The organism is Roseateles sp. SL47 (assembly GCF_026625885.1).
Lineage (GTDB): Bacteria > Pseudomonadota > Gammaproteobacteria > Burkholderiales > Burkholderiaceae_C > Roseateles.
Map to the genome: position 1 here is coordinate 1,341,962 of NZ_CP113068.1, position 25,110 is coordinate 1,367,071.

A 25,110-nucleotide genomic window follows, 5' to 3' on the forward strand; every position below is an offset into this window, starting at 1 on the left:
CCAGCCTAACATTGATGAACAGTGGTGAACCGACTGCGAACGTAGCATCGGGAGGTTCCCCACTGATCCTGTGCCAGCAGCGTGTGCCATGCAAGAGAAACTTCGCCGTTCGCTGGCCTTCTGGCGGGACTGGATGGTGGTGACGCTGGAGATCTTTCTACGGGCGGCACTGCTGCTCTTCTGGCTGTGGCAACTGTTTTATCTGGTCGGACTGGTGTGCAGCGATTGAGCCGGTCTCCGGCGTCCTTGCCGACTCCGGTGTGCGATCACGGATCCCTGACCAGGAAGACCATGAAGTCAGTGTCGGGCAGAGCGTCGAAGTCGAAATGGTCCTTCGTCTGCGGGTCCTCGATCAGGATGCCGTCATGGACCACCGTGGCCAGCACAAAGTGGGCCGGGAACCGGACCACAAACGTCATGTGTTGATGGTCCGGTGTCTTCAAGATGCCCTCTTTCAGCGCTTGCTTGCTGAGGTTGACAAAAAGGTCACCGACGACCCGGTTGGCTTTGTGCAAGGCAAGGCGCAGTTGCTCTGGTGTCGTGCCGGCGTTGTCCATCCCGCTGCCCAGGTTGGCCTGGGCCATGGCCTTGCACACCTGATCCGCACTCTCCGCGCCCAGCAGTCGGGCCAGTACACAGTAACCGCAATTGCCCGCATAGGCGGATGGATTGACATCGCCGGTGTCGTCCCCCCGGTACAGCGCGTCCGTGGCGGCCTCTTTGCGGGCGTTAGGGCTGAGGGATTGCACCATGCTCTGCATGATCTCGATGTCTTCGTTGCTGACCTCGATCCACTTGGAGGTTTTTGTGGCGCTGTAAGGAATCGACAGCCACAGCTTGGCGGTGTCCGTGCCATGAATGGTGATGGGATGCTCCGCGAGATGGCTAAGCACGGCCTGCGCATAGTGCACCGGGAAGTTGGTGGGGTCCCGAGGTTCGCCTTCGAAGGTGCTGGTGTCCGAGACGCGCATGCGCTGGACGGGGGCGGTGTCCTGCGTAGCGTGCGCGACCGGCGGCCGAGCCTGGTCCGCCAGTGATTGCAGGCGCTGGATCAGCCGCGTTTGCCCACTGTGATCGGCCATCGATTGCACCACCTGCTGTGCGGTTGAGCCTGGCATGCCGCGCGATGCGCCCCGCTCGGTGCTGGTCGGATGGTCCTGGTGATGCTGGCGGCGTTGAAGTGCCTTGCGAAGCGGGGAACGTGACATGCACACCAATCTACGGAGTGCTGCTGTCCGTTGCCATCCGACGGGAACTGATTTCTGGCTTCCGAATTGCGGAGTCGGCACTGGTGAGACCCGACCCTGGTGCCGCCTTCAATGCAGCGGAGGTGCCCTTCATCAGTGCGGCGTCCCGGGCGCCTGCTGCCATCACCTCGGCCATCACCTGCGTCTGCAGCTCGAAATACGGGTTGAACGTCAGCCGCGCATGCACCTTGCCGGGCTCGGTGTAGCCCCAGTCGGAATACCAGACTTCGGCCCCTTGCAGGCAGGCCTGGATGGCCGCACCGTCGCGGCTGTTGCGACACAGCTTGAGCGAACCCTCGCGCCCATACAGCGGGTTGTCCGGGGAAAACAGCACGCCCATGTGGGAGAACTGGCTGATACGCCATTGCGGCAAGGCATCCGGCCGGGTGATCACCCGGGTGTCGCCCTGCGTGGGCGGCGGCTGCCGACCGTACCAGATCAGCCGGCTGGCAGGATGGGTGAAGCGCTGGTGGAAGGCCTGCGCTGCATGCGAGACATCCACCACCGAATCACTGGCCGCCAGCACCATCAACACCGGCCGGTCAAAGCGGCGTGTGTCCAGATGCTCTTGCGCCAACTGGCTGGTGCGGTAGAACTGGGCAAATCCATTGGTCGGCACCATGGAATAACGCACCGGCAGCGCATCGGCCGCTGGCGATGGATCAATCAGCCAGGGTCGGACATGGCTCAGCACCGGGGCCAGCCAGGCCAGCGGGACGGACGAGCGGAAGGCCGGTGAAAAGAGCAGCAAGCCGGCGACGTCGGGCTGGCGATAGGCGTAATCCAGCACCAGGTTCGCGCCGGTCGAAAAGCCCCCCAGATAGAGAACGCCCGCATCCCGGCGCAGCAGCGCGGCCTGCTCCTCCACCACATCGCGCCAGGCTTGCATGCTCACATGGAGCATGTCGCCGGGCTGGGTGCCGTGGCCGGGCAGCAGCACCGTGCGGGCCAGAAAGCCCTGGCGCGCCAGGGCCTCGCCGACATCGTGGAAGGACCATGGCGAGTCACCCAGGCCGTGAACCAGCAGCACGCCGCCCCGGATCGTTCCTTCAGGGCGCCATTCCTGCGGCGCATTCAGGCGGGCTTCTTCCTCGGCGCGGTCGCCCCGGTAGGCGCGCCCGGCCCGAAGCGTCTGCAGCGCCTCCTGCCGATACTCGTCAAAGCTGGCATGGGCTGGCGGTTTGACGGGCACCACCGATGTGGCGCAGCCACCCATCACCACGGCCAGCGTCAGGGCCAGCGCCAGCAGCGAAGCGAACCGGACCCTGTAGCTCATGTGGCCCCCCTGCGGCGGTCAGGCGGAGGGACAGTACACAGCGGTGGGATCGGGGTCCTGGTCATCGTCGGTTTCGAAGGAGAGGTGGGTGTCAGAGAGACCGCTGATTCACCCGCTGGGACAAGGTCTCAGCGCTTTCCTTGCGTTCACTGTAGCGGTCTACCAGGTAGTCGCCCAGGTCGCGGGTGAGCAGCGTGAACTTCATCAGTTCTTCCATCACGTCCACCACACGGTCGTAGTAGGACGACGGCTTCATTCGCCCCTCTTCGGTGAACTCCGCAAACGCCTTGGCGACGGACGACTGGTTCGGGATGGTCAGCATCCGCATCCAGCGCCCCAGCACCCGCATCTGGTTCACCGCATTGAAGCTTTGCGACCCCCCGGACACCTGCATGACCGCCAGTGTCTTGCCCTGGGTCGGGCGCACCGCACCGGCATTGAGCGGAATCCAGTCTATCTGCGCCTTCATCACTCCCGTCATCGCACCGTGCCGCTCCGGGGAGCACCACACCATGCCCTCGGACCAGGCGGCGAGCTGGCGAAGCTCCTGCACCTTGGCATGGGAGTCCTCCGCATCGTCGGGCAGCGGCAGGCCGGAGGGATGGAAGATCTTCACCTCCGCGCCCATGGCCTGCAGCAGACGCGCCGCTTCGAAGGTCAGCAGCCGGCTGTAGGACCGGGCGCGCAGCGACCCATACAGCATCAGGATGCGCGGACGGTGCCGCGCGGGCGCGGGCACCACGAGGCGCGCCGGATCCGGCACATGAAAGAGGTCCGGCTGCAGCGCCGGAAAGGTCATGTCAAGCTCCTGCACGCCGCGCTCCTTGTTCGTACCAGGCCTGGGACCGGTTCACCACCGCCACCACGGCCAGCATCACCGGCACCTCGATCAGCACCCCCACCACCGTGGCCAGCGCAGCGCCGGACTGAAAGCCGAAGAGGCTGATGGCCGTGGCCACCGCCAGTTCAAAGAAGTTGCTGGCGCCAATCAGTGCCGACGGCCCGGCCACGCAGTGCTGCACGCCCATGCGGCGGTTGAGCACATAGGCCAGCCCTGAATTCAGCACCACCTGAAGCAGGATGGGCACGGCCAGCAGCGCGATGACGATGGGCTGCTCCACAATGCGCTCCCCCTGGAAGGCAAACAGCAGCACCAGCGTGAGCAGCAGCGCCAGAATGGAGAACGGGCCCAGCCGTGCCACCACCGCCTGAAAGTGATCCGTACCGCGCCGCAGCAGACGGCGACGCCACAGCTGCGACAAGATCACCGGCACCACGATATAGAGCCCCACCGAGCTCAGCAGCGTCTCCCATGGCACGTGGATGGAGGAAAGCCCCAGCAGCAACGCCACGATGGGCGCAAACGCCACCACCATGATCGCGTCATTGAGCGCCACCTGCGACAAGGTGAAATACGGGTCACCCTTGCACAGTTGGCTCCAGACAAACACCATCGCGGTACAGGGGGCTGCGGCCAGCAGGATCAGCCCGGCCACATAGCTGTCCAACTGGTCCGCCGGCAGCCAGCCCGCAAAGACATGGCGAATGAACAACCAGCCCAGCAGCGCCATCGAGAAGGGTTTCACCGCCCAGTTGATGAACAGCGTGACGCCAATGCCCCGGGCATGGGCCTTGACCTGCCCGAGTGCCGCGAAGTCGATCTTCAGCAGCATCGGGATGATCATCACCCAGATCAGCAGGCCCACCGGCAGGTTGACCTGGGCCACTTCCCAACGGGCAATCGCCTGGAAAGCGCCCGGGAACGCCTGGCCCAGGGCCACGCCCACGGCAATGCACAGCGCGACCCAGAGGGAGAGATAGCGTTCGAAGAAGCCGATGCCAGGGGGGGCGGATGGGCCGGACATCCCGGACCTGGCGGGATCGGCGGCGCGGGTGGAGCGGGCTTGGGCGGTCGTGCGGGTCGTTTTCATGAGCTCAGCAATCGCAACGGGAGGTATCAGAAGCCACCGAACACGCAGTTCCCTGACAACAGTTCTCGGTGAGATATCCAATCAGCGCGTTCATCCGCCCGTAGGCCGCGCGGTAAATGAGATGGCGGCTGGCCCGCTCCTGCGTCACCAGGCCGGAGGCCAGCAGTTCCTTCAGGTGAAAGGACAGCGTGGCCGGCGCCACGCCCAGCGCCTCCTGGATAGCCCCCGGGGTCAGGCCCGCTTCTCCCACCACCACCAGGGCCCGAAATACCTGCAGGCGCAGCGGTTGGGCCAGGGCGCCCAGCGCCCGGACAGCATCGTTTTCTTCCATATTTAAAGAATAGTGGAAATGTCAGCGTCCGGCCATCCGTGCTCAATAAAATTTCGAAGCCGACACCGGCGTGACACGCACGCCATGCCCGGCACGAAAGCGGGAAACACCGCCGCTCTCCAATCTTCCAGTCCTTTCATGGAGTTGGAACATGCGATTGAAGAGTTTGGCGATGGGCCTGAGCCTGGTGGCCACCCTGGCGCTGGTGGCCGGTTGTGGTGGCAGTGACGACAAGGCGAAGGTGCGCCTGCTCAATGCGAGCATTGGCAGCACCTCATTGGATCTGGCCGTGGGTGACGATGAGACCGTCGTCACCAGCGGGTTGGCTTACGCCACGGTGGGCGACTATGAAAATGTCGACCCGAGTGATTCCCTGCTGGAGATCCAGAATTCGACCAGCGGTGCAACCCTGGTCTCCACCACGCCCACGCTCTCGACCAGCGACAAATACACACTGATCGCCTACGGCGTCAGCGGCTCGGTGAAGAGCGCGCTCATCACCGAGACGGAAGACACCCCCGACAGCGGCAAGTCCAAGCTCCAGATCCTGAACCTGGCTCCGGACGCCGGCTCGCTGGACGTGTATGAGACGGCCACCACCGACACCACCCTGGCGGATGCCGCCACCCTGGCCAGCAGCATTTCCAGCGGTTCGGGCTCCGGCTATTTGTCGATCAAGTCAGGCACCTACCGTCTGGTGATCACCGCTGCCGGTGAAACCTCCGACGTGCGCCTGGAGATCGCCTCCATCACGCTGCCGGACAAGGGCGTCTCCACCCTGATCCTCACCGGCTCCAACGGCGGCCTGCTGGTGAATGGCATGCAATTGGTCCAGAAGGGTTCGCTGACCAATCTGCCCAACAGCTATGCACGGGTGCGTGTGGTGTCCGGCCTGTCCAGTGGCTCGATCAGCACGTCGCTGGGCAGCACCCAGCTGCTGTCCTCGTCCACCTCGCCGGCCATCGGCGCCTACACCAAGGTGACGGCCGGCACGACCGCAGTCAGCATGACAGTCAACGGCGCCTCCGTCACGGTGAGCGCCCCCACGCTGGTGGCGGGGTATGACTACACACTGCTGGTGTATGGGGACGCTGCTGCCCCGACCGCCACCCTGTTGACCGATGACAACAAGCTGCCCACCAGCTCCACCTACGCCAAGATCCGGCTGCTCAATGGCCTGAGCACCAACACGGCGGAGATGACGCTGTATGTGGACTACTCGGCCAAGGCCAGCGGTGTGGCGCAAGGGTATGCCTCCACGCCGGTGCAGATGACGGCCACCACCGATTCGCTGGTGACGGTCAACTCCACGGCCTCGTCCACCCCGCTGTTCAGCCAGACGGATACCGACATCCTGGCGCAGGGCGTCTACACCGTCTTCCTGCTGGGGGATGGCACCAGTGCCTCCACCGTGTCGGCCTCGCTGGTCAAGGAGCGGTAAGCGCAGCGGTTTTCACTGACCGAATCTGAAAGGGGCCTTCGGCCCCTTTTTTAATGCCCTCCGGATCAAGCTTGAAGGCTTGGTGGCGTGGAATTCAGTGCGGGGCTCCAATCTCCTGGCCTATCTCCTGGCATATCTCCCGCCAATCAGGGTGCAGAATATGTATCAATATCTCACGAAGCCACCAAGAGATATCGTGTCCATCCAGAATAAATCGGGCGATTGACAGGCCAGATAAACATTCAGCAAAGTCATCCGACGAGCCAGCAAACCCTGCGCAGCCTGTAGGACGCAATAGCATCGCGACGGACATCTTCACACCCGGAACGGGTCAGCAACACTCAGGCGCCATCGCGTCTGGATCGACACACGAATTCACCCGCTCGCAACGAAATACCAGGCAGCAATATTTCTCCCATCTTGTTTACCAATATCCGTCCCCAAATCCTTGTGATGAATCTCACATCCGACGGATGACCTGGATGAACGGACAACACCTCATGAATACTCGCTCCAGAATTTTGGTGACTGGAGTTATTCATGCAACGACGCCCACATCCCCTTCCTGACAGCGCCCATTTCTATCCGATCAGAAACAAAACAAATGGTTTCACCCTGATCGAGCTGATGGTGGTCGTGGCCATCATCGGCGTCCTGCTGGCCGTGGCCCTGCCCGCCTACAAGGACTATGTCGTGCGCGGCGCCCTGACCGATGCCATCACCGGCCTGACCAACACCCGGGCCGACATGGAGCGCTACTTCCAGGACTTCCGCACCTATCAGGCGGTGGGCACCACGGCCTCGCCGCCGTGCTCGTCCAGCGGCACCACCGTGGGCAAGTTCTCCATCACCTGCACCACGGCAGCCACCACCTATGTGCTGACCGCCACAGGAACCTCGGGGTCGCCGGTCACCAATGTCATCTACACGGTGACCCAGGCAGACGCCAAGTCCACCACCTTTCCCACCAGCCTGACGAGCACCGGCTGGACCAGCTGTTCCACCAAGTGGATCACGCGCAAGGGGGACACATGCTGACCCTGCGCCGATCCGCGCATGGCCTCACGCTGTTGGAACTGATGGTCGTGGTGGCCATCATCGCGATGGCCATGGCACTGGCCATGCCGGGACTGCGGGCGTGGTCCGCCAATGCGCAGTTGCGCAGTACCGCCACCAGCCTGCAAGTGGCCATTCGTCAGGCCCAGGGCGAGGCGGTGCGTACCTTCCGGCAGGTGGTGTTCTTCCGCACCACCGCCACCACCTGCACCGGCAGCGAAGCGGCATCGGCCAGCGGTACCCGTTGGGTCATCAAGCTGCTGCCACGCGTGTCCACCGACACCGCTTCCGCCCCCTACTGCGGCAGCTTGACCGACAACGCGCCCACCATTGCCGTCGCGGGCCCCACCGCCCTGTGCTTCAACGGTCAGGGGCGTCCCACGGCGCTGGATGCCACCACCACCGGCGTCGGGGTGGCCTGCACCACCGGCAACGGCTCCCAGGTCATCTATGCCTTCTCCTCCACCACCAACACGGCCGACCTGAAGAAGCTGCAGGTCTGGGTGACGCTCGGTGGCTCGGTGAGGACCTGTGAATCCACCCGCGCCCTGTCCGACACCGTGCCGGACGGGTGCCCCACCGCCAATCTGGCCTCCACGCAATGAGTCGCCGCATCGCCCCCTCCGCCTCGTGCCGCCAGGGCCGCGGCATGACCCTGATCGAGGTGCTCTGCGCCATCCTGGTGATGACCTCCGGCCTGCTCGGCCTGATGACGCTGATGGCCCGGGCCTCACAGGCCACGCTCGCCACCGACGACGCCCAGCGCGCCGCCTCGCTGGCCAATGAGCTGGCCACCGAGATGTGGCTGCAGGGCACGGTTTCATTGCCCAGTGCCACCGTGGCCGCCTGGAACACCCGTGTGGGCGACGCCACCGGCATGGGGCTGCCCAAGGGCGCAGGCACGGTGACCGTGGATGCCAACCAGGTGGCCCGCATCACCATCACCTGGACACCGCCAGGCCCGACGCCCGCCAACTCCCTCACCTCGCGCCAGTACTTCACCGACGTGCGCCTCAACAACTGACCATGATGCTGCCTCGCTGCTGTACGCACCGCCCGCGCCTCGCTCTGCATGAGCAGCGCGGCTTCTCGCTCATCGAGCTGATGGTCTCCATCGTGATCGCGTTGGGGATGATCGTCACCATGGGCGTGGTGATGGGCAAGTTCGAATCGGCCAAACGCGAAGGCGCGTCGTCCTCGGACCTGTCCTCCACCGCCGCCTATCTCAGCTATGACCTGGATCGCCAGATCCGCAATGCCGGCTCCGGCTTCAGCACTGCGTATTCGGAGGTGTTTGGCTGCGAGTTGACGGTGTCCAGGGACGGCGCGCAGATCCTGCCGTCGCTCCAGGCCTTCCAGGCGCCGTTTGCCAGTGTGCCCACCACCTTGCGCATGGTGCCGTTGATGGTGTTTCCCGGCATCGGCCCCAACACCGCCAAGTCGGATGTGCTGCAGTTGATGGCGGGCACCGCCGGGATCGGCGAGGTGGCCACCCAGGTGCGGGTGAACAGTGTGCAGACCAACACGCTGCGTGTGACCGCCGCCACCGGCCTGCAGGCCAATGACCTGCTGCTGATCAGCGAGTCGTCTCGCCCCTGCATGCTGGAGCAGGTGAGCTCTGCCTATGTGGCCAACAACCAGCAGGTGGATCTGGCCGGCAGCTTCTATGCGTCGGTCATCAATGGTCAGGCACTGAATGACCGCTCCACCGGCGCCTATGCGCATGCCATGAGCATGGGCAATGCCAGCAATGGCAATCGCCCCCGCTTCTTCCTGCTGGGGCTGAACGCCAGCAACCAGCTGGTGCGGTATGACCTGCTGCGCGTCGGCAACCTCGGCAGCAGCCTCGACCAGGGCGTGCCCATCGCCGAAGGCGTGATGGACATGAAGGTGCGTTATGGGGTGGACACCAGTGCCACGCCGGACGGCACGGTGGACACCTGGGTCACGCCCAGCGACACCAACTACAACGTCAGCACGCTCAACACCGCCACCTCCCAGGCGCAGCTGATTCGCGTGCTGGCCGTGAAGATCGACCTGGTGCTGCGCGCCGACACCATCGAGAAGGACACCGTGGCGCCGCCCACGCTCACGCTGTTTGCGGGGCTGTCCTCCAGCCTGCAGGCCACCTACACCGTCACCGATCGCTACCGCCGCCATGTGGTGGTGGAGATCACCGTGCCCATCCGCAATGCGCTCGCCAACAGCGGCCGCTCCACCCCGATCTGACCCCCTTCCTCCCATGCCTTCCCAGCTGCCCCAACGCGAACGCGGCGTGATCATGGTGATTGCGCTGATCACGCTGGCCATCATGATGATCGGTGCCGTGGCCGCCCTGCGGTCGATGTCGGCCTCGCTCAGCATGGCCGGCAACATCGGCTTCAAACGCGACATGGCCAATCAGGCCGAACGCGCCATCCGTGCCGCCATGACGGCGCTGAATTCGTCGTCGGCCGATCTCACCGCCAGCCAGACGTCCCTCAACTACAGCGCGGCCATGCTGTCCACCTCGGTGGAGTCCATCCCGACCGTGCTGCTGGGCAGCTCACCGTCCACCGTGGGCGGTTATGGCGTGGCCGGCAATGTCATCGACCTCACGTCTGCGAGCAGCAGCAGCACCACCGTGCCGCTCAACATGAAGCTCTATTACGTGGTGGACCGGCTCTGCCAGAGCGCCGGGGCCATGTCGTCGGACACCTGCCTCACGTCGTCGTCCCTGACCCAGGGCGGGAAGAAAGTCGGTGGGCTGACCGAAGAACCGAAGCCGGTCTATCGGGTCACCGTGCGGGTGGATGGCCCGCGGGATTCCCAGTCGTTCTACCAGGCCACTTTCAGCAATTGAGGCGCCTTCCCATGCACAGCAATCTTCACCTCGTGTCCCGACCGCTGATGATGGTGGCCGGCGCCCTGCTGCTGGCCGGTGCCGCCGCAGCCCAGACCACGCTGGGCAACCAGCCGGTGTTCTCATCGGTGGCGGTACCCGGCAATGTGGCGCTGACGCTGTCGGTGGAATATCCCACCGCCGTGAGCAATGCCCATATCGACACGACCTACACACCGTCGTCCACCTACATCGGCTACTTCGATCCGGCCAAGTGCTACACCTACACCTACAGCAGCACGGAGACGAGCCGCTACTTCCAGCCGGCGGGCAATGCCAGCAGCCATGTCTGCAGCGGCAAATGGAGCGGCAACTTCCTGAACTGGGCGACGATGCAGACCATCGACCCCTACCGCTGGGCCCTGACCGGCGGCTATCGGACGACCGACACCAGCACCACCACCATCATCGAGAAGGCCTACGCCACCGGCCAGGGCACCACCAGCGAGTTTCCGGACCGCACGCTGTCGGTCGCCTCCACCATCAGCGGAGCCACGCCGTTCTCCTGGAGCGCGCTGAAGCTGCGCATCCAGGGATTGGGCAACCGCCTGCGCTTCACGAGCACCGGGGACAACAACAGCAGCAGCACGACCGCCACCGCCTACGGCTCCACGACCACGGTGAGTGCCAAGACGGTTTATGAGGTCAGCGTGCGGGTGAAGGTGTGTGACACCACCTCCGGCGCGGGTGATCTGGAAAGCAACTGCGTCAAGTACGACTCCGGCTACTACAAGCCGGAAGGCCTGATCCAGAAGTACTCGCAGAAGATCCGCTTTGCCGCCTTCGGTTATCTCAATGACGCGACGCTCACCCGGGACGGCGGCGTGTTGCGCGCCCGCATGAAATATGTGGGGCCGCAGCAGCCGGTGCCCGGCTCCGATGCCATCACCAACACGGCCGCCGAATGGAGCGGCACCACCGGTGTGATGGTGACCAACCCGGACAGTACCGATGCCAGCACCACCGCATCGGCCTACGGCATCACCATCAGCAACAGCGGGGTGATAAACTACGTCAACAAGTTTGGCGAGATCACCCCGGGCAGCTACAAGAGCTACGACCCGGTGGGCGAGCTGTACTACGCGGCGCTGCGCTACTACCGCAACCTGGGCAATGTGACGGAATGGTCCAGTGCCGGTTCGGCGAGCACCGCCAGCAAGACCACCTATGCCGACGGCTTCCCGGTGATCACCAGCTGGGGTGACCCCATCCTCTACTCCTGCCAGAAGAACTTCATTCTGGGCATCGGCGACGTCAACACCCATGCGGACCGCAATGTGCCTGGCGCCACTGGCAGTGCCGAACCGAGCCAGCCCTCGGCAGTGAAGGCCGACACCGCCCTGGATGCGGTGAAGTGGACCAACAAGGTCGGTGTGCTGCATGGTCTCGGGTCGTCCCTGGGCACCACCTCACCCTACAACAGCTGCTGCAACTACAACGGCGCGCTGATGGCGGGCATGGCTTACTACGCCAACACCCAGGACCTGCGCAGCGATCTGGACGGTACCCAGACCATCAAGACCTACTGGCTGGATGTGATGGAGTACCAGACCTACAAGAGCAACAACCAGTTCTACCTGGCCACCAAGTACGGCGGCTTCACCGTGCCGAGCGGCTGGGACGCCCTGGGCACCACCACCGACATTCCCCAGAGCTCCTGGCATTCCGGGGCCAGCACCGACGTGGTGGGCACCCAGCTGCGGCCGGACACCTACTACATCGCCTCCAAGGCGGACACGATGGTGAGCAGCCTCTCCAGCGCCTTTGCCAGCATTGCCACCGACATCGCCGCCTACACCTCGTCGTTTGACACGGCGTCCGACACGGTGGATAGCGGCAGTGCGTCCTACGCCAGCTCCTACGACTCCAGTGGCTGGACCGGCGATGTGACCGCCTACACCATCAACAGTGTGGCCACGCCCGTGACCTACACCCAGGCGTGGAAGTTCAGCGCCCAGTTGGCGGCGCAGATGGGCAGCGCCGGGACCGGCTGGGATACGGCGCGCTACATCGTCACCTGGAACCCCAGCAGCGGGGCGGGTGTGCCCTTCCGCACCGGCAGCCTGACCAGCACGCAGCTGAGCAACCTGGACCCCACCTGGACCACCAGCAGCGATGCCAGTGCCTATCTCAATTGGCTGCGGGGGGATCAAAGCCAGGAGCAGAACGCCACCGCTTCCAACAGCACCCGGGCCTACCGCACCCGCACCAGCACGGCGCTGGTGGGCGATATCGTCAACAGCGGCGTGGCGGTGCTGGGGCCGCCGGGGGCGCCTGGCAGCTATCTGACGGAAGCAGCCAACCCGGGCTACACCGCCCACTACAACACCTACAAGAGCCGCCCCAACCTCCTGGTGACCGGGGACAACAACGGTCTGGTGCATGTCATCAACGGCGCGCTGAGCGGCACCAGCGCAGGTCGTGAGCTGTTTGCCTTCATCCCCAACGCGCTGTTTGCCGGCCCCAACAACACACCCAGCGTGGATGGCCTCGCCTCCGTCGGCAATCCGGACTACACCCATCACTACATGGTGGATGCCAAACCGGCCGTGGGGGAGGTGGACTTCAAGAAGACCGCCGGCTCCTCGCTCACCAGCAACGACTGGCACAGCATCGCCGTGGGCGGGCTGGGCAAGGGCGGGCGCAGCATCTATGCGCTGGACCTCACCACTGCCAACGGCGTGGCGTCCGAGGCCAGTGCAGCCACGCGAGTGCTGTGGGAGTACACCGATTCGGACATGGGCTTCAGCTTCGGCACGCCGGTCATCACCAAGACCAACCAGTACGGCTGGGTGGTGATCGTTGGGTCCGGCATGAACAACAGCTCCGGCAAGGGCGCGTTCTACATCCTGAACGCGCGCACGGGGGCGCTGCTGCAGAAGGTGGCCCTGCCCACCACCGGTGGCACCGACGCGATCGACAACGGCACCACCGCCAGCCCGGCCAATCTGGCCTATTTGTCCACGTACTACCGCGACACGACCGACGGCACCATTGAATCGGTCTATGCGGGCGACATGAACGGCAACCTCTGGCGTCTGGACCTGACCGCCGCCAGCGGCACTTATCCGTCCCCGGTGAAGATTGCCAAGCTGACGAATTCCTCGGGCGTGGCGCTGCCCATCACCTCGGAGCCGACGCCCAATATCGATGCCAGCGGCCGCCGCTGGATCGGCGTGGGGACCGGCCAGTTGCTCAGCACGTCGGACCTCACCACCACCACGCTCAATCGCATCGTGGTGGTGCGGGATGGTTATGAAACCCGTTATGCCACCACGGCGGACCTGCCGTCCGGCGTGAGCTGGCCCTTCCTGCAAAACGGCACACGGTCGGATCTGCAGGACATCAGCACCACCACCGGCGCCTTGGCCACCGGCAAGGTGGGCTATGTGATCGACCTCTACACAGCCACCGGCACGGCCGGTTATCGGGTGGTGTATCCGGGGGACGGCTACTCCAACTACATGAGCTATTCCGCCATCCGTCCGAGCTCGACCAACGCCTGCAGTTCGTCCGGCGTCTCCACCACCTTCGACATCGACCTGTCCACCGGGACGGCCACACAGACGCAATACAACTTCGTCGTGACGTCCACCCGTTATGTGGAGACCGATGGGGTGGTGAAGCGGGTGGTGTCCGGCAAGCCGGCCACCACCACCAGCGCCAGCACCACCCAGGACGGCGACACCGCCAGCACGGTGGGCAGCTCGTCCAGCGGGAACAAGAAGGTGATCAACTGGCGGGAGATTCCGCTGCATGAGTAAGCAGCGGCCTGCCCGTCGGCTGTGTGACTGGCGCGGAGCGAGGCGCTTGGCCGGTGCCCCTTCGGTGGCGTCTCCACCAAACGCCGCGCCCATGCCGTCCCTGGTCGGGCCGGGGCGTCAGAAGCCCTTCATGTCGTAACGCAGGCCCACCCAGAACTGCCGGCCCAGGCCCTGATAGTCACGCACCGGCTGGACATCCCGGTCGGTGGCATTCAGCAGCTTGGTTTCCAGGCGCCACTGGGGCAGGAAGCGCCAGCTGGCCCGCAGGTCCAGCAGCGCATAGGCGCCCAGCGGTTCGACGAGGTCCGGACGGGCGCCGACCTCGGTCAGCGTGGCCCCCACGCTCCACACGCCGGGCGTGTAGTCCGCCGACAGGCTTTCCTGATGGGCGGCCCGGCGTGGCAGCCGGTCCCCGGTGAGGCGATCGCGGGCATCCAGGAAGTCCACCGTGGCCTGCAGGCTCAGGTCGCCGATGCGGTGCCCGCCCAGCAGGCTCACGCCCTTGATCAACGCCCGCGAAACATTGTTGGCGCAGCCGAAGTAGCCATCCGGGCAGGAGGTGCCGGTGCTGTCGCTGTCGTAGCCGATCAGGTTGCGCACCTTGTTGCGATAGACCGTGGCCGAGGCCGTGCTGCTGCCAGACACCCAATTCAGCCCCAGTTCCACGCTGCGGCCCTGCTCCGGCTTGAGGGTGCTGACGCCGTAACCGGGGTAGTAGAGGTCGTTGAAGGTGGGCGCGCGGAAGCTGGTGCCGGCCAGGGCCCGCAACTTCAGCGTCGAGCTCAGCGCATAACTGGCGCCCAGGCCGCCCGTGGTGTGGGTACCGTAGGCCGAGTTGTCGTCGCTGCGCAGGCTGGCTTCCACCGACGCGGGGCCGAAACCGCCGGTATAGCCGGCGAAGTAGCCGTTGTTGGTGCGCTCCGGGGCATCGGCATACACGTCCCCCATCACCTTTTCTGCCACCCGCTCATAACCGAGCACCACCTGCTGGCCGGGGGCCAGTTGCAGTGCGTTTTGCCAGGTGAACTGATTGCGGTCGGTTTCGTAGCGGGCCAGCACCGTGCCGCCGCTGCGCGAGTCGTCGGTGTTGCGGGCCAGTTGCAGCGAGGTGGTCCACATCGGGTTGATCACACCACGATAGTCGGCCGCCACCTGGCGCGTTTCCAGGTGATTGCGGAAATCCGGCGTGTTGTCCGGCAGGTAGTCCGGGGCCAGGTATTCGCTGCTGTCGTACTGGTTGTTCAGCCGGCTCTGGGTGGCACTGATGCCGATGCGATGGCCCTCCAGCGGCGTGAAGCCCAGGCGGGCGCTGGCCACGGTGCGGCGGAACCCGTCGTCGTCGGGGTTGTAGTTGCCGTAGGCGTCGTTGGGGCGCACGGCAGACACCCCGCGGGAACTGTCATGGGCCAGGCTGGCGGCATAGTCGAAACCGCCCTGGGCGCCGCTGATGGCGATGTCGCTCTCGCGCGAGCGGTAGTCCCCCACGGCCACGTGGGCGGTGAGGTTCAGGGGGCCGCGTCCCTTTTTGGTGAAGATCTGGATCACGCCGCCGACGGCGTCCGCCCCATACAGGCCGGAGGCGGGACCTCGCAGCACCTCGATGTGGTCGATCTCGCTCAGGCTCATCGATTCAAAGGCGGCCTGGCCCAGGGTGGCGGAACCGACCCGCACGCCGTCAATCATCACCACGGTGCTGCTGGTGGTGGTGCCGCGCAGCAGGTAGCCGGAACTCTGGCCGGGGCCGCCGGTACGGGTGATCTGCAGGCCGGCGTAACGGCGCAGGGCGTCTTCCACCGAAGCGGCGCCGCTGTCGCGCAGCGTGTCGGCGCCAATCAGCACCACATCGGCCACGCTGTCCTTCAGCGGCTGGGCCTCGCGGGTGCCCACCACGATGACGGGTTGCAGGGGGGATGTGCCGGATGCGGCGGGCGCGGAGGTCTGTGCGAACAGCGGTGCCGAAGCGGCCGGGACGAGCAGGGACAGGGCCATGACGCGAGGCAGCGCCAGGGACAGGGCGCGAGGGAGCGCGCGCAGGGAGGGATGTGTCATGCAGCGAAGGAGTACAGCAGGGCGCACGGTGGCCGCTTCCCCGCGGCCGGATGCGAACATGGCCCCGCGCACCGGATGCACCGGATGCGTCAGGGCCTCCTGTTGGCCGGTATCCGGGCTGGCAGACGCCTCACCATCGCGGCCTTCCCAGAGCATGACTCCAGTGGCCAGGGACGACGGCGGCGCGACCACCAGGGGCGCGCGGTCTGCTTACCGTTGCGGGGGCAGCTCAGGTTGGGGCTGGCGCGGGTGCGGCCTGGAGCCCTTCCTGATTCCCGTTGAACTGCGCCGGCCGGACAGCCGGGCGCGAGCACCAACGGGCGCGATGATAGCGAGGCCGTGGCCGGACCGATGTGGCGCGGGCGCCACCGCAGCCCCCCAAGGCGAGGCTTACGCCGGCCTCATTCCAGCCTCATTCCAGGTAATGGCCCATGCGCTTGCGCTTGGTTTCCAGGTAGCGCTCGTTGTGGGGATTGGGCGCAATGCGGATGGGCACCAGCGCCTCGACCTCGATGCCGCCCTTCACCAGGGCATCCACTTTCTGTGGATTGTTGGTGATCAGGCGCACGCTGCTGATGCCCAACATGCAGAGGATGTCGATGGCATCGGCATAGTCGCGGGCATCTTCGGCGTGGCCCAGCTGCAGGTTGGCATCGATGGTGTCCACACCGGCTTCCTGCAGGGCGTAGGCGCGCAGCTTTTCCACCAGGCCGATGCCCCGGCCCTCATGGCCGCGCATGTAGATGACCACGCCGCCTTCTTCCTTGGAGATGAGCTCCAGCGCGGCATGCAGTTGCGGGCCGCAGTCGCAGCGCAGGGACTGGAAGACATCACCGGTGAGGCATTCACTGTGCAGGCGAAGCAGACCGCCACGGGCCTTGAGCGGGCCGGCCGACAACACCAGGTGCTCCGACCCGGTGGTGGGGCTGCGGAAGGCACGGGCCTGGAAATCGCCCATCGGGGACGGCAACTGCACCACTTCCCACTCCTGCGCTCCCTGGGAGCCCAAGGGGATTTTTTCACAGTGATTCACAACAGCCATCGTCCTAACCCAATTCCATCGTCACAGCGGCCCGGCAGATCAATGCCGGAAAACCCAGCAATTTAACTCTTATCAGCGTACACCTGCCGTCAAGGGGGTACTTGTGTCCGGCGCGGGCCGGTGGTTTTTGAAGGCACTGGCGACCCAGCACCGGAGAAGCAGTCCTGCCTCCTTGCCCCGCATTGTCGCGGCTTGGTGAGTCTGGTTGAGGATGCCGTCCGGCCAGGCCTGTGGTAGCTTGGGCACTCCAACTCCGGGGAGTGCTGACATGCGTCTGCTGTCCGATCTGCGCGTAGGGGTTCGATTGGGGCTGGGGTTTACCTTGCTTCTCTTGCTCATGCTGGGCATGGGCATCTTTTCGGTGACTCGTGTTGGAGATGTCCATGAGAAGGTCGAAGACCTGGCGACCAACTGGTTGCCGAGCACCCAGCAGCTGGGCGCCATCAACGAGGCGCTGAACCAGGTGCGCCGCGCGGAACTGCAGATGCTGCTGGGCGGCGATGCCAAGGCTTTGAAGGACGAGTCCGCGCGGATGGACACCCAGTGGGGCAAGATGCCCGATCTGATTAAGCGTTATGACGCCCGGGTCAGCAGCCCGGAAGAGCGTGCCGTGTTCGACGGCTTGCAGAAGCAGATCGCGCAGTATCGCGAGGTGCAGAACCGGCTGGTTAGCCTGTTGACGGCGGGCGAACGGGAGCAGGCCATGGTGTTGCAGCGCAGCGACTCCCGGACTGCCTTTCGCAGCACCACGGAATCGCTCAACAAGCTGGTGAAGATCAATGGTGATGGCGCCGAAGACGCCCATCAGCTGGCCCTGAGCAGCTATCGATCGGTGCTGTGGGCCATCTGGATCATGGTGGCGGTGGCGATCGGGCTGGGGGCCGCGATTGGCTGGGTGCTGACCCGGTCCCTGACGCATCCTTTGCGGGAGGCTTCCCAGACCGCCGACCGGATTGCCAATGGGGACCTCACCCGTGTGGCGCTGGCCACTCGCCACGACGAACTGGGCGATCTGCTGCGGGCCCTGGGCCGTATGCGGGAGGCCTTGCATCAGTCGGTGTCGGCCGTGCGGGACAGTGCCGACCAGATCGCCGAGGCCAGCCGGGAGGTGGCGGTGGGCAGCACTGACCTGTCCGCGCGCACCGAGCAGACAGCCTCCAACCTGGAGGAAACCTCGGCGGCCATGCATCAGCTCACCGATTCGGCCCGGCAGAGCGCCTCCTCCGCCCAGGAGGCCCGCAGCCTGGCCCATGAAGCGGCCAGCGTGGCCCAGCAGGGCGGGCAGATGGTGGGCCAGGTGGTGCAGACGATGGATGGCATCCAGCAGTCCTCCCGCCGCATTGCCGACATCATCGGCGTGATCGACGGGATTGCCTTCCAGACCAACATCCTGGCGCTGAATGCGGCGGTGGAAGCCGCGCGGGCCGGCGAGCAGGGGCGGGGCTTTGCGGTGGTGGCCGGCGAAGTCCGCACCTTGGCCCAGCGCAGCGCGCAGGCGGCCCGGGAAATCAAATCGCTGATCACCACCTCGGTGGAGCAGGTGGAAAGTGGCAGCCGCATCGTGGGCCATACCGGCCAGACCATGTCTCAGCTGGTGCAGGCGGTGGACCGGGTGAGCCAGCTGATCAGCGAGATCGCCGGCACGGTGGGCAACCAGACGCAAAGTCTGTCTGAAGTGAACGCTGCGGTCACCCAGCTCGATGGCATGACGCAGCAGAACGCCGCATTGGTGGAGCAATCCGCTGCGGCCGCCGAATCGCTCAAGGATCAGGCGGCACGCCTGGCCGAAGTGGTCGGGCGCTTTCGGCTCGCGGGCTGACGAAAAAAAAACCCGGCCGGGGCCGGGTTTGGACGGTGCAGAGGTCGGGCGCTGATCAGCGCACGCCGTGCATCAGCTTCTTCATCCACGGATTCAGCAACATCAGCAGCACGCCGGCGCAGATCGGAATCAGGGTGAAGATCAGGAAGAAGATCGACATCGAGTAGGTCTCGGAGATCTTGTCGATGTAGGCGCCGCTGAAGCCGGCCAGCCAGTTGGCAATGGCGGCATTCACGAACCACACGCCGAACATCAGGCCCAGCAGGCGCGCCGGCGCCAGCTTGGAGATGTAGGACAAACCCACCGGCGACAGGCACAGCTCGCCCATGGTGTGCAGCAGGTAGGCCAGCGTCAGGTAGAACATGCTGATCTGCGCGGTCTTGGCGCCTTGCGGAATGCCCGACGCGCCATACGACAGCGCGGCGAAGCCCAGGCCCAGCAGCACCAGGCCGAGGCCGAACTTCACCGGACCGCTGGGGTTCCAGTAGCGCGCCCACATCTTGGAGAACAGCGGCGCCAGGATCACCAGGAAGAAGGAGTTCAGCACGCCAAACCAGGTGGCCGGAATTTCCGACTGGTCGAAGCCGAATTCGCGGCCCAGCATCCACAGCGCCAGCGCCCAGATCAGGCCGAGGGCCAGCACCAAGAGCAGGTTGGAGCTGAGGTAGCGCTTGCCGGTACCTCGCATCAACTGGATCAGCAGCGCGCTCAGGATGGCCACCGGGATCAGCGTCATCAGCGAGTTCGCGATCTTGAAGATCGTGCCGCTGGTGCCCACCAGCGTGCGGTCGGTGTAGTCCGCTGCAAAGATGGTCATCGAACCGCCGGCCTGCTCGAAGGCGAACCAGAAGAAGATGGTGAAGAACGAGAACACGCAGATGGCGATCAGGCGGTCACGCACCACATGCGAGGGCGTGTCGTCGGCAGCGCCCGTCGTGGCGACGGCTTCCGCAGCCTTGGCTTTGCGGTCCGGCACGCCACCAATGTCACCAAAGATGCCCTGGCCCAGGTAGAACTGCAGCGCGCCCAGGATCATGAAGACCGCAGCGAGGCCGAAGCCGAAGTGCCAGGAGATCTTCTCGCCGATGTAGCCGCACAGCGAGATGCCGAAGAAGGCGCCGGCATTCACACCCATGTAGAACAGCGTGTAGCCGCCGTCCCGTGCGCCTTCGTTGTCCTTGCCGTAGAGCTGGCCGACGATGGCCGAGATGTTGGGCTTGAACAGGCCGGTGCCCAGAATCACCAGGCCCAGGCCCAGGAAGAAGCTGAAGCGGGTGTCAAAGAACAGCGCGATATGGCCAGCCGCAATGATGAAACCGCCCAGCACCACCGAGCGGCGGGTGCCCAGCACCCGGTCCGCCAGATAGCCGCCCAGGATGGGCGTCAGGTAAACGGCCATGGTGTACCAGCCGTAGAGGCTGGTCGCCTCTTCGCGGGTCCAGCCCCAGCCGCCTTTGGTGGCCTCGGAAATGAGGTACAGCACCAGCAGCGCGCGCATGCCGTAGTAAGAGAACCGTTCCCACATTTCTGTGAAGAACAAGACGAACAGGCTGTCGGGTTGGCCGAGGATGGTGTGCGGCACTCCGGGGGTTTGAATTTTGTTCAAACGTCGCTCCGTGAAGGATCAGAAGAACGGTGCCGCTGGGACCTCGGGACAATGGATCGGGCGACCGATTGGATCGTCTGGGGGTCGCCAGCGGCAGGCCCGCTATTCTCCGCGAAAGGCCGCCGGGAACCGGTCCACCCATATTAGGAGTGGCCCTAGGTGCAAAAGGTCAGGGTGCGACTGCCGACACGACCCGATCGTCCGACCTTCAGATGTTACTCAGCCAGCGCTCGCACCGTTTGGGCGCTGATCGCGCAGCAGCCGCAAGCCGTTGAGCACCACCAGCAGGCTGGCACCAGCATCCGCCAGCACGGCCAGCCAGAGTGAACCCAGTCCGGCCAGGGTCAGGCCGGCCACCACCACTTTCAGCCCCAGGGCCAGGACGATGTTCTGGGTGAGCACCTGTGCGGTACGGCGCGACAAGGTGATCAGCGCCGGCAACTGGGTGAGGTCGTCTCCCATCAGGGCGATGTCAGCGGTCTCCAGCGAGGTGGCACTGCCGGCGGCCCCCATCGCAATGGCAATGTCGGCACGTGCCATGGCGGGCGCGTCATTCACGCCGTCACCCACCATGCCCACCGGGCCCGTCGCAGCCAGAGCGGCCACGGCGTCCAGTTTGTCCTGGGGCAGCAAGGGCGCCTGCACCGACTCGGCCGGCAGGCCCAGCCGGGCGGCCATGGCCTGGGCGCTGGCGCGGTGGTCGCCGCTGAGCATTACCAGCGCCAGCCCCTGCTGGCGCAAGGCGGCCAGTGTGGCCGCCGCAGCCGGGCGAGGGGTGTCCGCCAATGCCAGCAGCGCCAGCACCGCGCCGTCACGCAGCAGCCAGGCCAGGGTGTGGCCCTGGGCTTGCAGCGCGGCGGCGGCAGCTTCGGTGGCTGGGGTGACCGTGCCTTGCTGACGGGCCAGGCGTTCGTTGCCCAGCGCATAGCGGTGGCCCTCCATCTCGCCGGTGATGCCCAGGCCCGGCTGGTTCTGGAGCTCGGCCACGGGAGCCAGCGGAAGGCCCTGGCGTCGGGCGTGGGCCGCCACGATGGCCTGGGCCAGCGGATGGGCGCTGCCGGCATCCAGACGGGCGGCCAGGTGCAGGGCGTTGTCCTCGCTGAGCGATGGGTCGACACACTGCACCGCCACCAGCGCCGGTCGCCCCTCGGTCAGGGTGCCGGTCTTGTCCAGCGCCAGGGTGCGCAACTGCCGCACCCGCTCCAGATACAGGCCGCCCTTGATCAGGATGCCGCGACGCGCCGCAGCGGCCAGGCCGCTGACGATGGTGACCGGCGTGGAGATCACCAGTGCGCAGGGGCAGGCGATGACGAGCAGCACCAGGCCCTTGTAGAGCCAGTCGTGCCAGCCGCCGAAGCCCAGCAGGGGCGGCAGCACCGCCAGCGCCGCGGCCAGCAGCACCACGGCGGGGGTGTAGACGCGGGCGAAGCGGTCGATGAACGCCTGGCTGGGGGCGCGTTGGGACTGCGCCTGCTGCACAGCCTGGGCCATGCGGTCCAGCAAGGTGTGGCCCTTGGTGGAGGTGACCTGCATCAGCAGCAGGCCGTCGCCATTGACGCTGCCGGCCAGAAGCGCATCTCCGGGTGCCTTGTCCACGGGCATCGCCTCCCCGGTGAGGGCGGCTTCGTTGAGGCTGGAGCGGCCCTGGAGCACACGGCCATCCAGCGGCACGCGCTCGCCGGGCGGCACCCGCAGCACGGCGTCGGGGTGGACCTGTTCCACCGGCAGCCGCGTGAACTGGCCATCGCTGCCTTGCAGCCAGGCGGTCTCCGGCGCCAGCTGGGACAGGGCGCGGATGGCATCCCGGGCGCGGGCGAGGCTCAGGCTTTCGATCATCTCCGAGAGGCCGAACAGCCACACCACCATGGCCGCCTCCGGCCATTGGCCCAGGGCGACGGCACCGAGGACCGCCAGGCTCATCAGCAGGTGGATATTGAGGGTGACGCTGCGCAATGCAATCCAGCCTTTGCGCAGGGTGGGCAGACCGCCCAGCAGCATGGCGGCCAGGGCCAGCGCCACGACCGGCAGGCCGGCTTCGTGCCAACCGGCAAAGGCCAGTACTTCGGCGGTGATGGCGGCCAAACCGGACAGGGCCATGCGCCAGCGCAGGGAGCGGCTGACGGCCGGCATCGGTGCGGGCGGAGGCGCGGTGGCAGCCAGCGGCTGGGCGCTCATGCCGGTGTCGGCAATCGCGGCGCGCAGGGCGGTGTCGTCCGGAAGCCGGTGGTGGACATCCAGGATGCGGTTGATCAGGTCGAATTGCAGGGCCACGACACCGGTCTGCTGATGCAGACGGCGGCGCAGCAGCGCTTCCTCCGTCGGGCAGTCCATGCCGGCGATGTAGTAGCGGTGACGCGTGGTGCCGGCCAGATCCTGGTCGGTGACTTCAGGTGCGGGCGGGGGAGACAGGTCGGACACGACCGGGGCGGGGCAACAGGCCGCTCCGCCGCAGGAGGCGGTGTTGGTGTTGGCGGTGGTCGGCGAAGGTGGGTGGCGATGCGCATGTTCATGTTCTTGACCGTGCCCGTGCCCGTGCGCATGCTCGTGCTCGTGCTCGTGCTCGTGCTCGTGCTCGTGCTCCCGCCCATGCCCGTGCGCGTGACTGCAACCGTCCGAACACGCAGCGGATTCCGTCTCCCGGCCGTTCGCCCCCGCAGGATTCCGCAGCCCGCTCAGGGCCTGATCGTGGTCATGTGATGCCATGAGGGCTATTGCACACTCTGGAGCCACTCCAGGGTCAAGCGGCTATGCTTGCGGCATGCGCATCGGGGAACTCAGCCGCGCCACGGGCGTGGACATCGACACCATCCGCTTTTACGAAAAAAGCGGCCTGCTGCCGCCGCCGGCCCGCAGCGACAACGGCTATCGCGACTACAGCCACAACCATCTGGAGCGGCTCGCCTTCATCCGTCACTGCCGTGCGCTGGACATGTCGCTGGCCGATGTGTCGGTGCTGCTGAGCAGCCTGCAAAGCCGGGATCCGGCCGAACTGGCCCAGGTGGACGGCCTGGTGGCGGCCCAGCTGGGGAAGGTGCGGGCGCGCCTCAAGAGCATGCAGGCGCTGGAGGCCCAGCTGGTCGCCCTGCAGAACCGCTGCGACGCCGACCACAACACCCATCCCTGCCGGGTGCTGGAAGAGCTGGTGGCCGCCGCCCACGGTGAGGCCTGCGCCTGCCATGCCGCCTCGCAGGAGCCGCATCATGAGCACCCGCAGCGATCGGCCGCCGGCCCGGCCCACCCGCTGCGCACCGCCGATGTCACTGATTCGCTGGACTAGGGGTCTGCGCGGCAGAACCGGGTAGTTCCAGATGCCACAAGCCACAAGGCTCGGCGTATGCATTGATAGGGCATGGCTGGAAGCTATAGACCCTACGAACGCGACCAGGTGATGCTGCTGCCTGCGGCGCCGCAAGACTGGTTGCCGGCAGGACATCTGGCCTACTTCATTCACGACACGGTCGACGCGCTGGACCTCAAGGCGTTCTACGCCAGGCACGAGGGCGGCGGCTCGCGCAACCAGCCGTTTCATCCGGCCATGATGGTCAAGGTGCTGCTGTACGCATACGCTACCGGAGTGTTCAGCTCGCGCAAGATTGAGCGTCGGCTGCATAAGGATCTGGCGTTTCGGATGCTGGCGCGGGGAATTCCCCTCGCCGCCGCACGATCTGCGACTTCAGGGCCTTTCACCTCAAAGAGCTGTCGGAGCTATTCGTGCAGGTGGTCAAGCTCGCCCGCGAGATGGGTCTGGTCCAGCTGGGCACGGTAGCCATCGACGGCACCAGGGTGAAGGCCAACGCCAGCCGCAACAAGGCTATGAGCTACGAACGCATGAAGCAGGCCGAGGCCGACCTCAAGGCGCAGATCGACGCATTGCTGGCGCGCGCCAAGGCCACCGAAGAGGCTGAGGCGAACGAGCCAGAGCTGGACTTGCCAGCCTAGATCGAGCGACGCGAGGCGCGGCTGGCAGCTATTCGCCAGGCCTGCGAGCGCCTGGAGCAGCGCCAGCGTGAAGCGGACCTCGACCGTGGCCGCAGCAACGACGACGACCGCCTCCCCCGCGGACCGGATGGCAAGCCCAGGGGGGCGGCCCCACAAGTGCGAGTTCGCCGTGCCTGAGGACAAGGCGCACGCCGAAGTCGACGCCCAGCGGTATCCGTACACCGCAGCAATGGCGGCCAAGCTGCAGACCGACGAAGGCAAAGCAGCGTATCGCAAGCGCAAATGGATTGCCGAGCCACACAACGGCTGAATCAAGAACGTCCTGGGATTCCGTCAGTTCAGTCTGTGAGGGCTGCATCGGGTGCGCGCCGAGTGGAAGCTCGTGTGCATGGCGCTGAACCTGCGGCGATTGGCAGCAATGGCAGGGTAAAGGCCCCGTCCAAGTCGTGACACAGGCTGCGTTGCCGACTCACACAGGCCGTACCGGCCGCTACAGACGACCTTGTTGAACGGGCAACCACCCGTGTTTGTGCTCCTGGTGAGCCAACACGGCTTGGCATGCCCAGCAAGGTGATGCGCAAGATTCTGCCGCGCAGACTCGCTTGTGGTGGGCGCGATGCAGATGACGTCTGGATGTGACTGTGAGGTGAGGGGTGTCGGCCAATTTGGACAAGGGTAGGTTGTGCTTCACAAAGCCAAACGCGGTGACACATGGTGGGCGAATATCG

20 protein-coding genes, 1 pseudogene and 1 riboswitch are annotated in these 25,110 nt (G+C 65.6%); of the genes and pseudogenes, 12 read left to right on the forward strand and 9 right to left on the reverse strand.

Annotation, left to right across the window (positions count from 1 at the left end; translation table 11 throughout):
• The first annotated feature begins 88 nt into the window (after positions 1-88).
• Entirely contained in the window at positions 89-229 is a 141-nt protein-coding gene (locus OU995_RS05885; protein WP_267834609.1) for a hypothetical protein, read from the forward strand.
• Positions 230-266: 37 nt separating this feature from the next.
• Here OU995_RS05885 and OU995_RS05890 read toward each other — a convergent pair whose 3' ends face one another.
• From OU995_RS05890 to OU995_RS05910, 5 genes are all read right to left on the reverse strand, one after another.
• Positions 267-1,208: a hypothetical protein gene (locus OU995_RS05890; protein ID WP_267834610.1), complete on the reverse strand. Its 942-nt coding sequence runs from the start codon at positions 1,206-1,208 to the stop codon at positions 267-269.
• A gap of 10 nt (positions 1,209-1,218) precedes the next feature.
• Positions 1,219-2,523 (reverse strand): alpha/beta hydrolase, encoded by a 1,305-nt coding sequence (locus OU995_RS05895; protein WP_267834612.1) that lies wholly within the window; start codon positions 2,521-2,523, stop codon positions 1,219-1,221.
• Between the two features lie 91 nt (positions 2,524-2,614).
• Positions 2,615-3,322, reverse strand: coding sequence for an arsenical resistance protein ArsH (gene arsH, locus OU995_RS05900; RefSeq protein WP_267834613.1), 708 nt, complete (start codon positions 3,320-3,322; stop codon positions 2,615-2,617).
• A gap of 1 nt (position 3,323) precedes the next feature.
• Positions 3,324-4,388: an ACR3 family arsenite efflux transporter gene (gene arsB / locus OU995_RS05905; protein WP_267836192.1), complete on the reverse strand. Its 1,065-nt coding sequence runs from the start codon at positions 4,386-4,388 to the stop codon at positions 3,324-3,326.
• 70 nt (positions 4,389-4,458) lie between these two features.
• Entirely contained in the window at positions 4,459-4,785 is a 327-nt protein-coding gene (locus OU995_RS05910) for an ArsR/SmtB family transcription factor (RefSeq protein ID WP_267834614.1), read from the reverse strand.
• Positions 4,786-4,936: 151 nt separating this feature from the next.
• On the opposite strand from OU995_RS05910, the gene OU995_RS05915 reads away from it, so the two are divergent.
• From OU995_RS05915 to OU995_RS05950, 7 genes are all read left to right on the forward strand, one after another.
• On the forward strand, positions 4,937-6,226 hold the full coding sequence (locus OU995_RS05915; protein WP_267834615.1) for a DUF4397 domain-containing protein: 1,290 nt from the start codon (positions 4,937-4,939) through the stop codon (positions 6,224-6,226).
• A 540-nt stretch (positions 6,227-6,766) separates the two neighbouring features.
• Positions 6,767-7,264, forward strand: a complete 498-nt coding sequence (locus tag OU995_RS05925) for a type IV pilin protein (RefSeq protein ID WP_324288712.1) — start codon at positions 6,767-6,769, stop codon at positions 7,262-7,264.
• On the forward strand, positions 7,258-7,887 hold the full coding sequence (locus OU995_RS05930; RefSeq protein ID WP_267834617.1) for a pilus assembly FimT family protein: 630 nt from the start codon (positions 7,258-7,260) through the stop codon (positions 7,885-7,887). Before OU995_RS05925 ends, OU995_RS05930 begins: the two co-directional genes overlap by 7 nt.
• The gene (locus OU995_RS05935) at positions 7,884-8,306 is read left to right on the forward strand and encodes a type IV pilus modification PilV family protein (RefSeq protein ID WP_267834619.1); all 423 of its coding nucleotides are present in this window, start codon (positions 7,884-7,886) and stop codon (positions 8,304-8,306) included. The genes OU995_RS05930 and OU995_RS05935 overlap by 4 nt, the downstream gene beginning before the upstream one ends.
• Positions 8,307-8,308: 2 nt before the next feature.
• The gene (locus OU995_RS05940) at positions 8,309-9,511 is read left to right on the forward strand and encodes a PilW family protein (RefSeq protein ID WP_267834621.1); all 1,203 of its coding nucleotides are present in this window, start codon (positions 8,309-8,311) and stop codon (positions 9,509-9,511) included.
• Between the two features lie 13 nt (positions 9,512-9,524).
• Positions 9,525-10,124, forward strand: a complete 600-nt coding sequence (locus OU995_RS05945) for a pilus assembly PilX family protein (protein ID WP_267834622.1) — start codon at positions 9,525-9,527, stop codon at positions 10,122-10,124.
• A gap of 11 nt (positions 10,125-10,135) precedes the next feature.
• Complete coding sequence (locus tag OU995_RS05950; protein WP_267834623.1) at positions 10,136-13,927, forward strand: pilus assembly protein; 3,792 nt, start codon at positions 10,136-10,138, stop codon at positions 13,925-13,927.
• Positions 13,928-14,044: 117 nt separating this feature from the next.
• On the opposite strand, the gene OU995_RS05955 is transcribed toward OU995_RS05950, so the two are convergent.
• Positions 14,045-15,976: a TonB-dependent receptor domain-containing protein gene (locus OU995_RS05955; protein WP_267834624.1), complete on the reverse strand. Its 1,932-nt coding sequence runs from the start codon at positions 15,974-15,976 to the stop codon at positions 14,045-14,047.
• A gap of 86 nt (positions 15,977-16,062) precedes the next feature.
• Positions 16,063-16,309: riboswitch (cobalamin riboswitch) on the reverse strand.
• Between the two features lie 79 nt (positions 16,310-16,388).
• Positions 16,389-16,952, reverse strand: a complete 564-nt coding sequence (gene ribA / locus OU995_RS05960; RefSeq protein ID WP_420714816.1) for a GTP cyclohydrolase II — start codon at positions 16,950-16,952, stop codon at positions 16,389-16,391.
• A 334-nt stretch (positions 16,953-17,286) separates the two neighbouring features.
• On the opposite strand from ribA, the gene OU995_RS05965 reads away from it, so the two are divergent.
• Positions 17,287-18,837, forward strand: a complete 1,551-nt coding sequence (locus OU995_RS05965) for a methyl-accepting chemotaxis protein (protein WP_267834626.1) — start codon at positions 17,287-17,289, stop codon at positions 18,835-18,837.
• 55 nt (positions 18,838-18,892) lie between these two features.
• Here OU995_RS05965 and OU995_RS05970 read toward each other — a convergent pair whose 3' ends face one another.
• On the reverse strand, positions 18,893-20,443 hold the full coding sequence (locus OU995_RS05970) for a peptide MFS transporter (protein ID WP_267834627.1): 1,551 nt from the start codon (positions 20,441-20,443) through the stop codon (positions 18,893-18,895).
• A gap of 219 nt (positions 20,444-20,662) precedes the next feature.
• Positions 20,663-22,861, reverse strand: a complete 2,199-nt coding sequence (locus OU995_RS05975) for a heavy metal translocating P-type ATPase (protein WP_267834628.1) — start codon at positions 22,859-22,861, stop codon at positions 20,663-20,665.
• A gap of 84 nt (positions 22,862-22,945) precedes the next feature.
• Between OU995_RS05975 and OU995_RS05980 the strand changes: the two genes are divergently transcribed.
• The 3 genes and pseudogenes from OU995_RS05980 to OU995_RS05990 all read left to right on the forward strand — a co-directional run bounded on the left by OU995_RS05980 (position 22,946) and on the right by OU995_RS05990 (position 24,812).
• Positions 22,946-23,140: a hypothetical protein gene (locus tag OU995_RS05980; RefSeq protein ID WP_267834629.1), complete on the forward strand. Its 195-nt coding sequence runs from the start codon at positions 22,946-22,948 to the stop codon at positions 23,138-23,140.
• Between the two features lie 61 nt (positions 23,141-23,201).
• Entirely contained in the window at positions 23,202-23,720 is a 519-nt protein-coding gene (locus OU995_RS05985) for a Cd(II)/Pb(II)-responsive transcriptional regulator (RefSeq protein WP_267834630.1), read from the forward strand.
• A 72-nt stretch (positions 23,721-23,792) separates the two neighbouring features.
• Positions 23,793-24,812: pseudogene (locus OU995_RS05990) on the forward strand (transposase).
• Positions 24,813-25,110 lie beyond the last annotated feature (298 nt).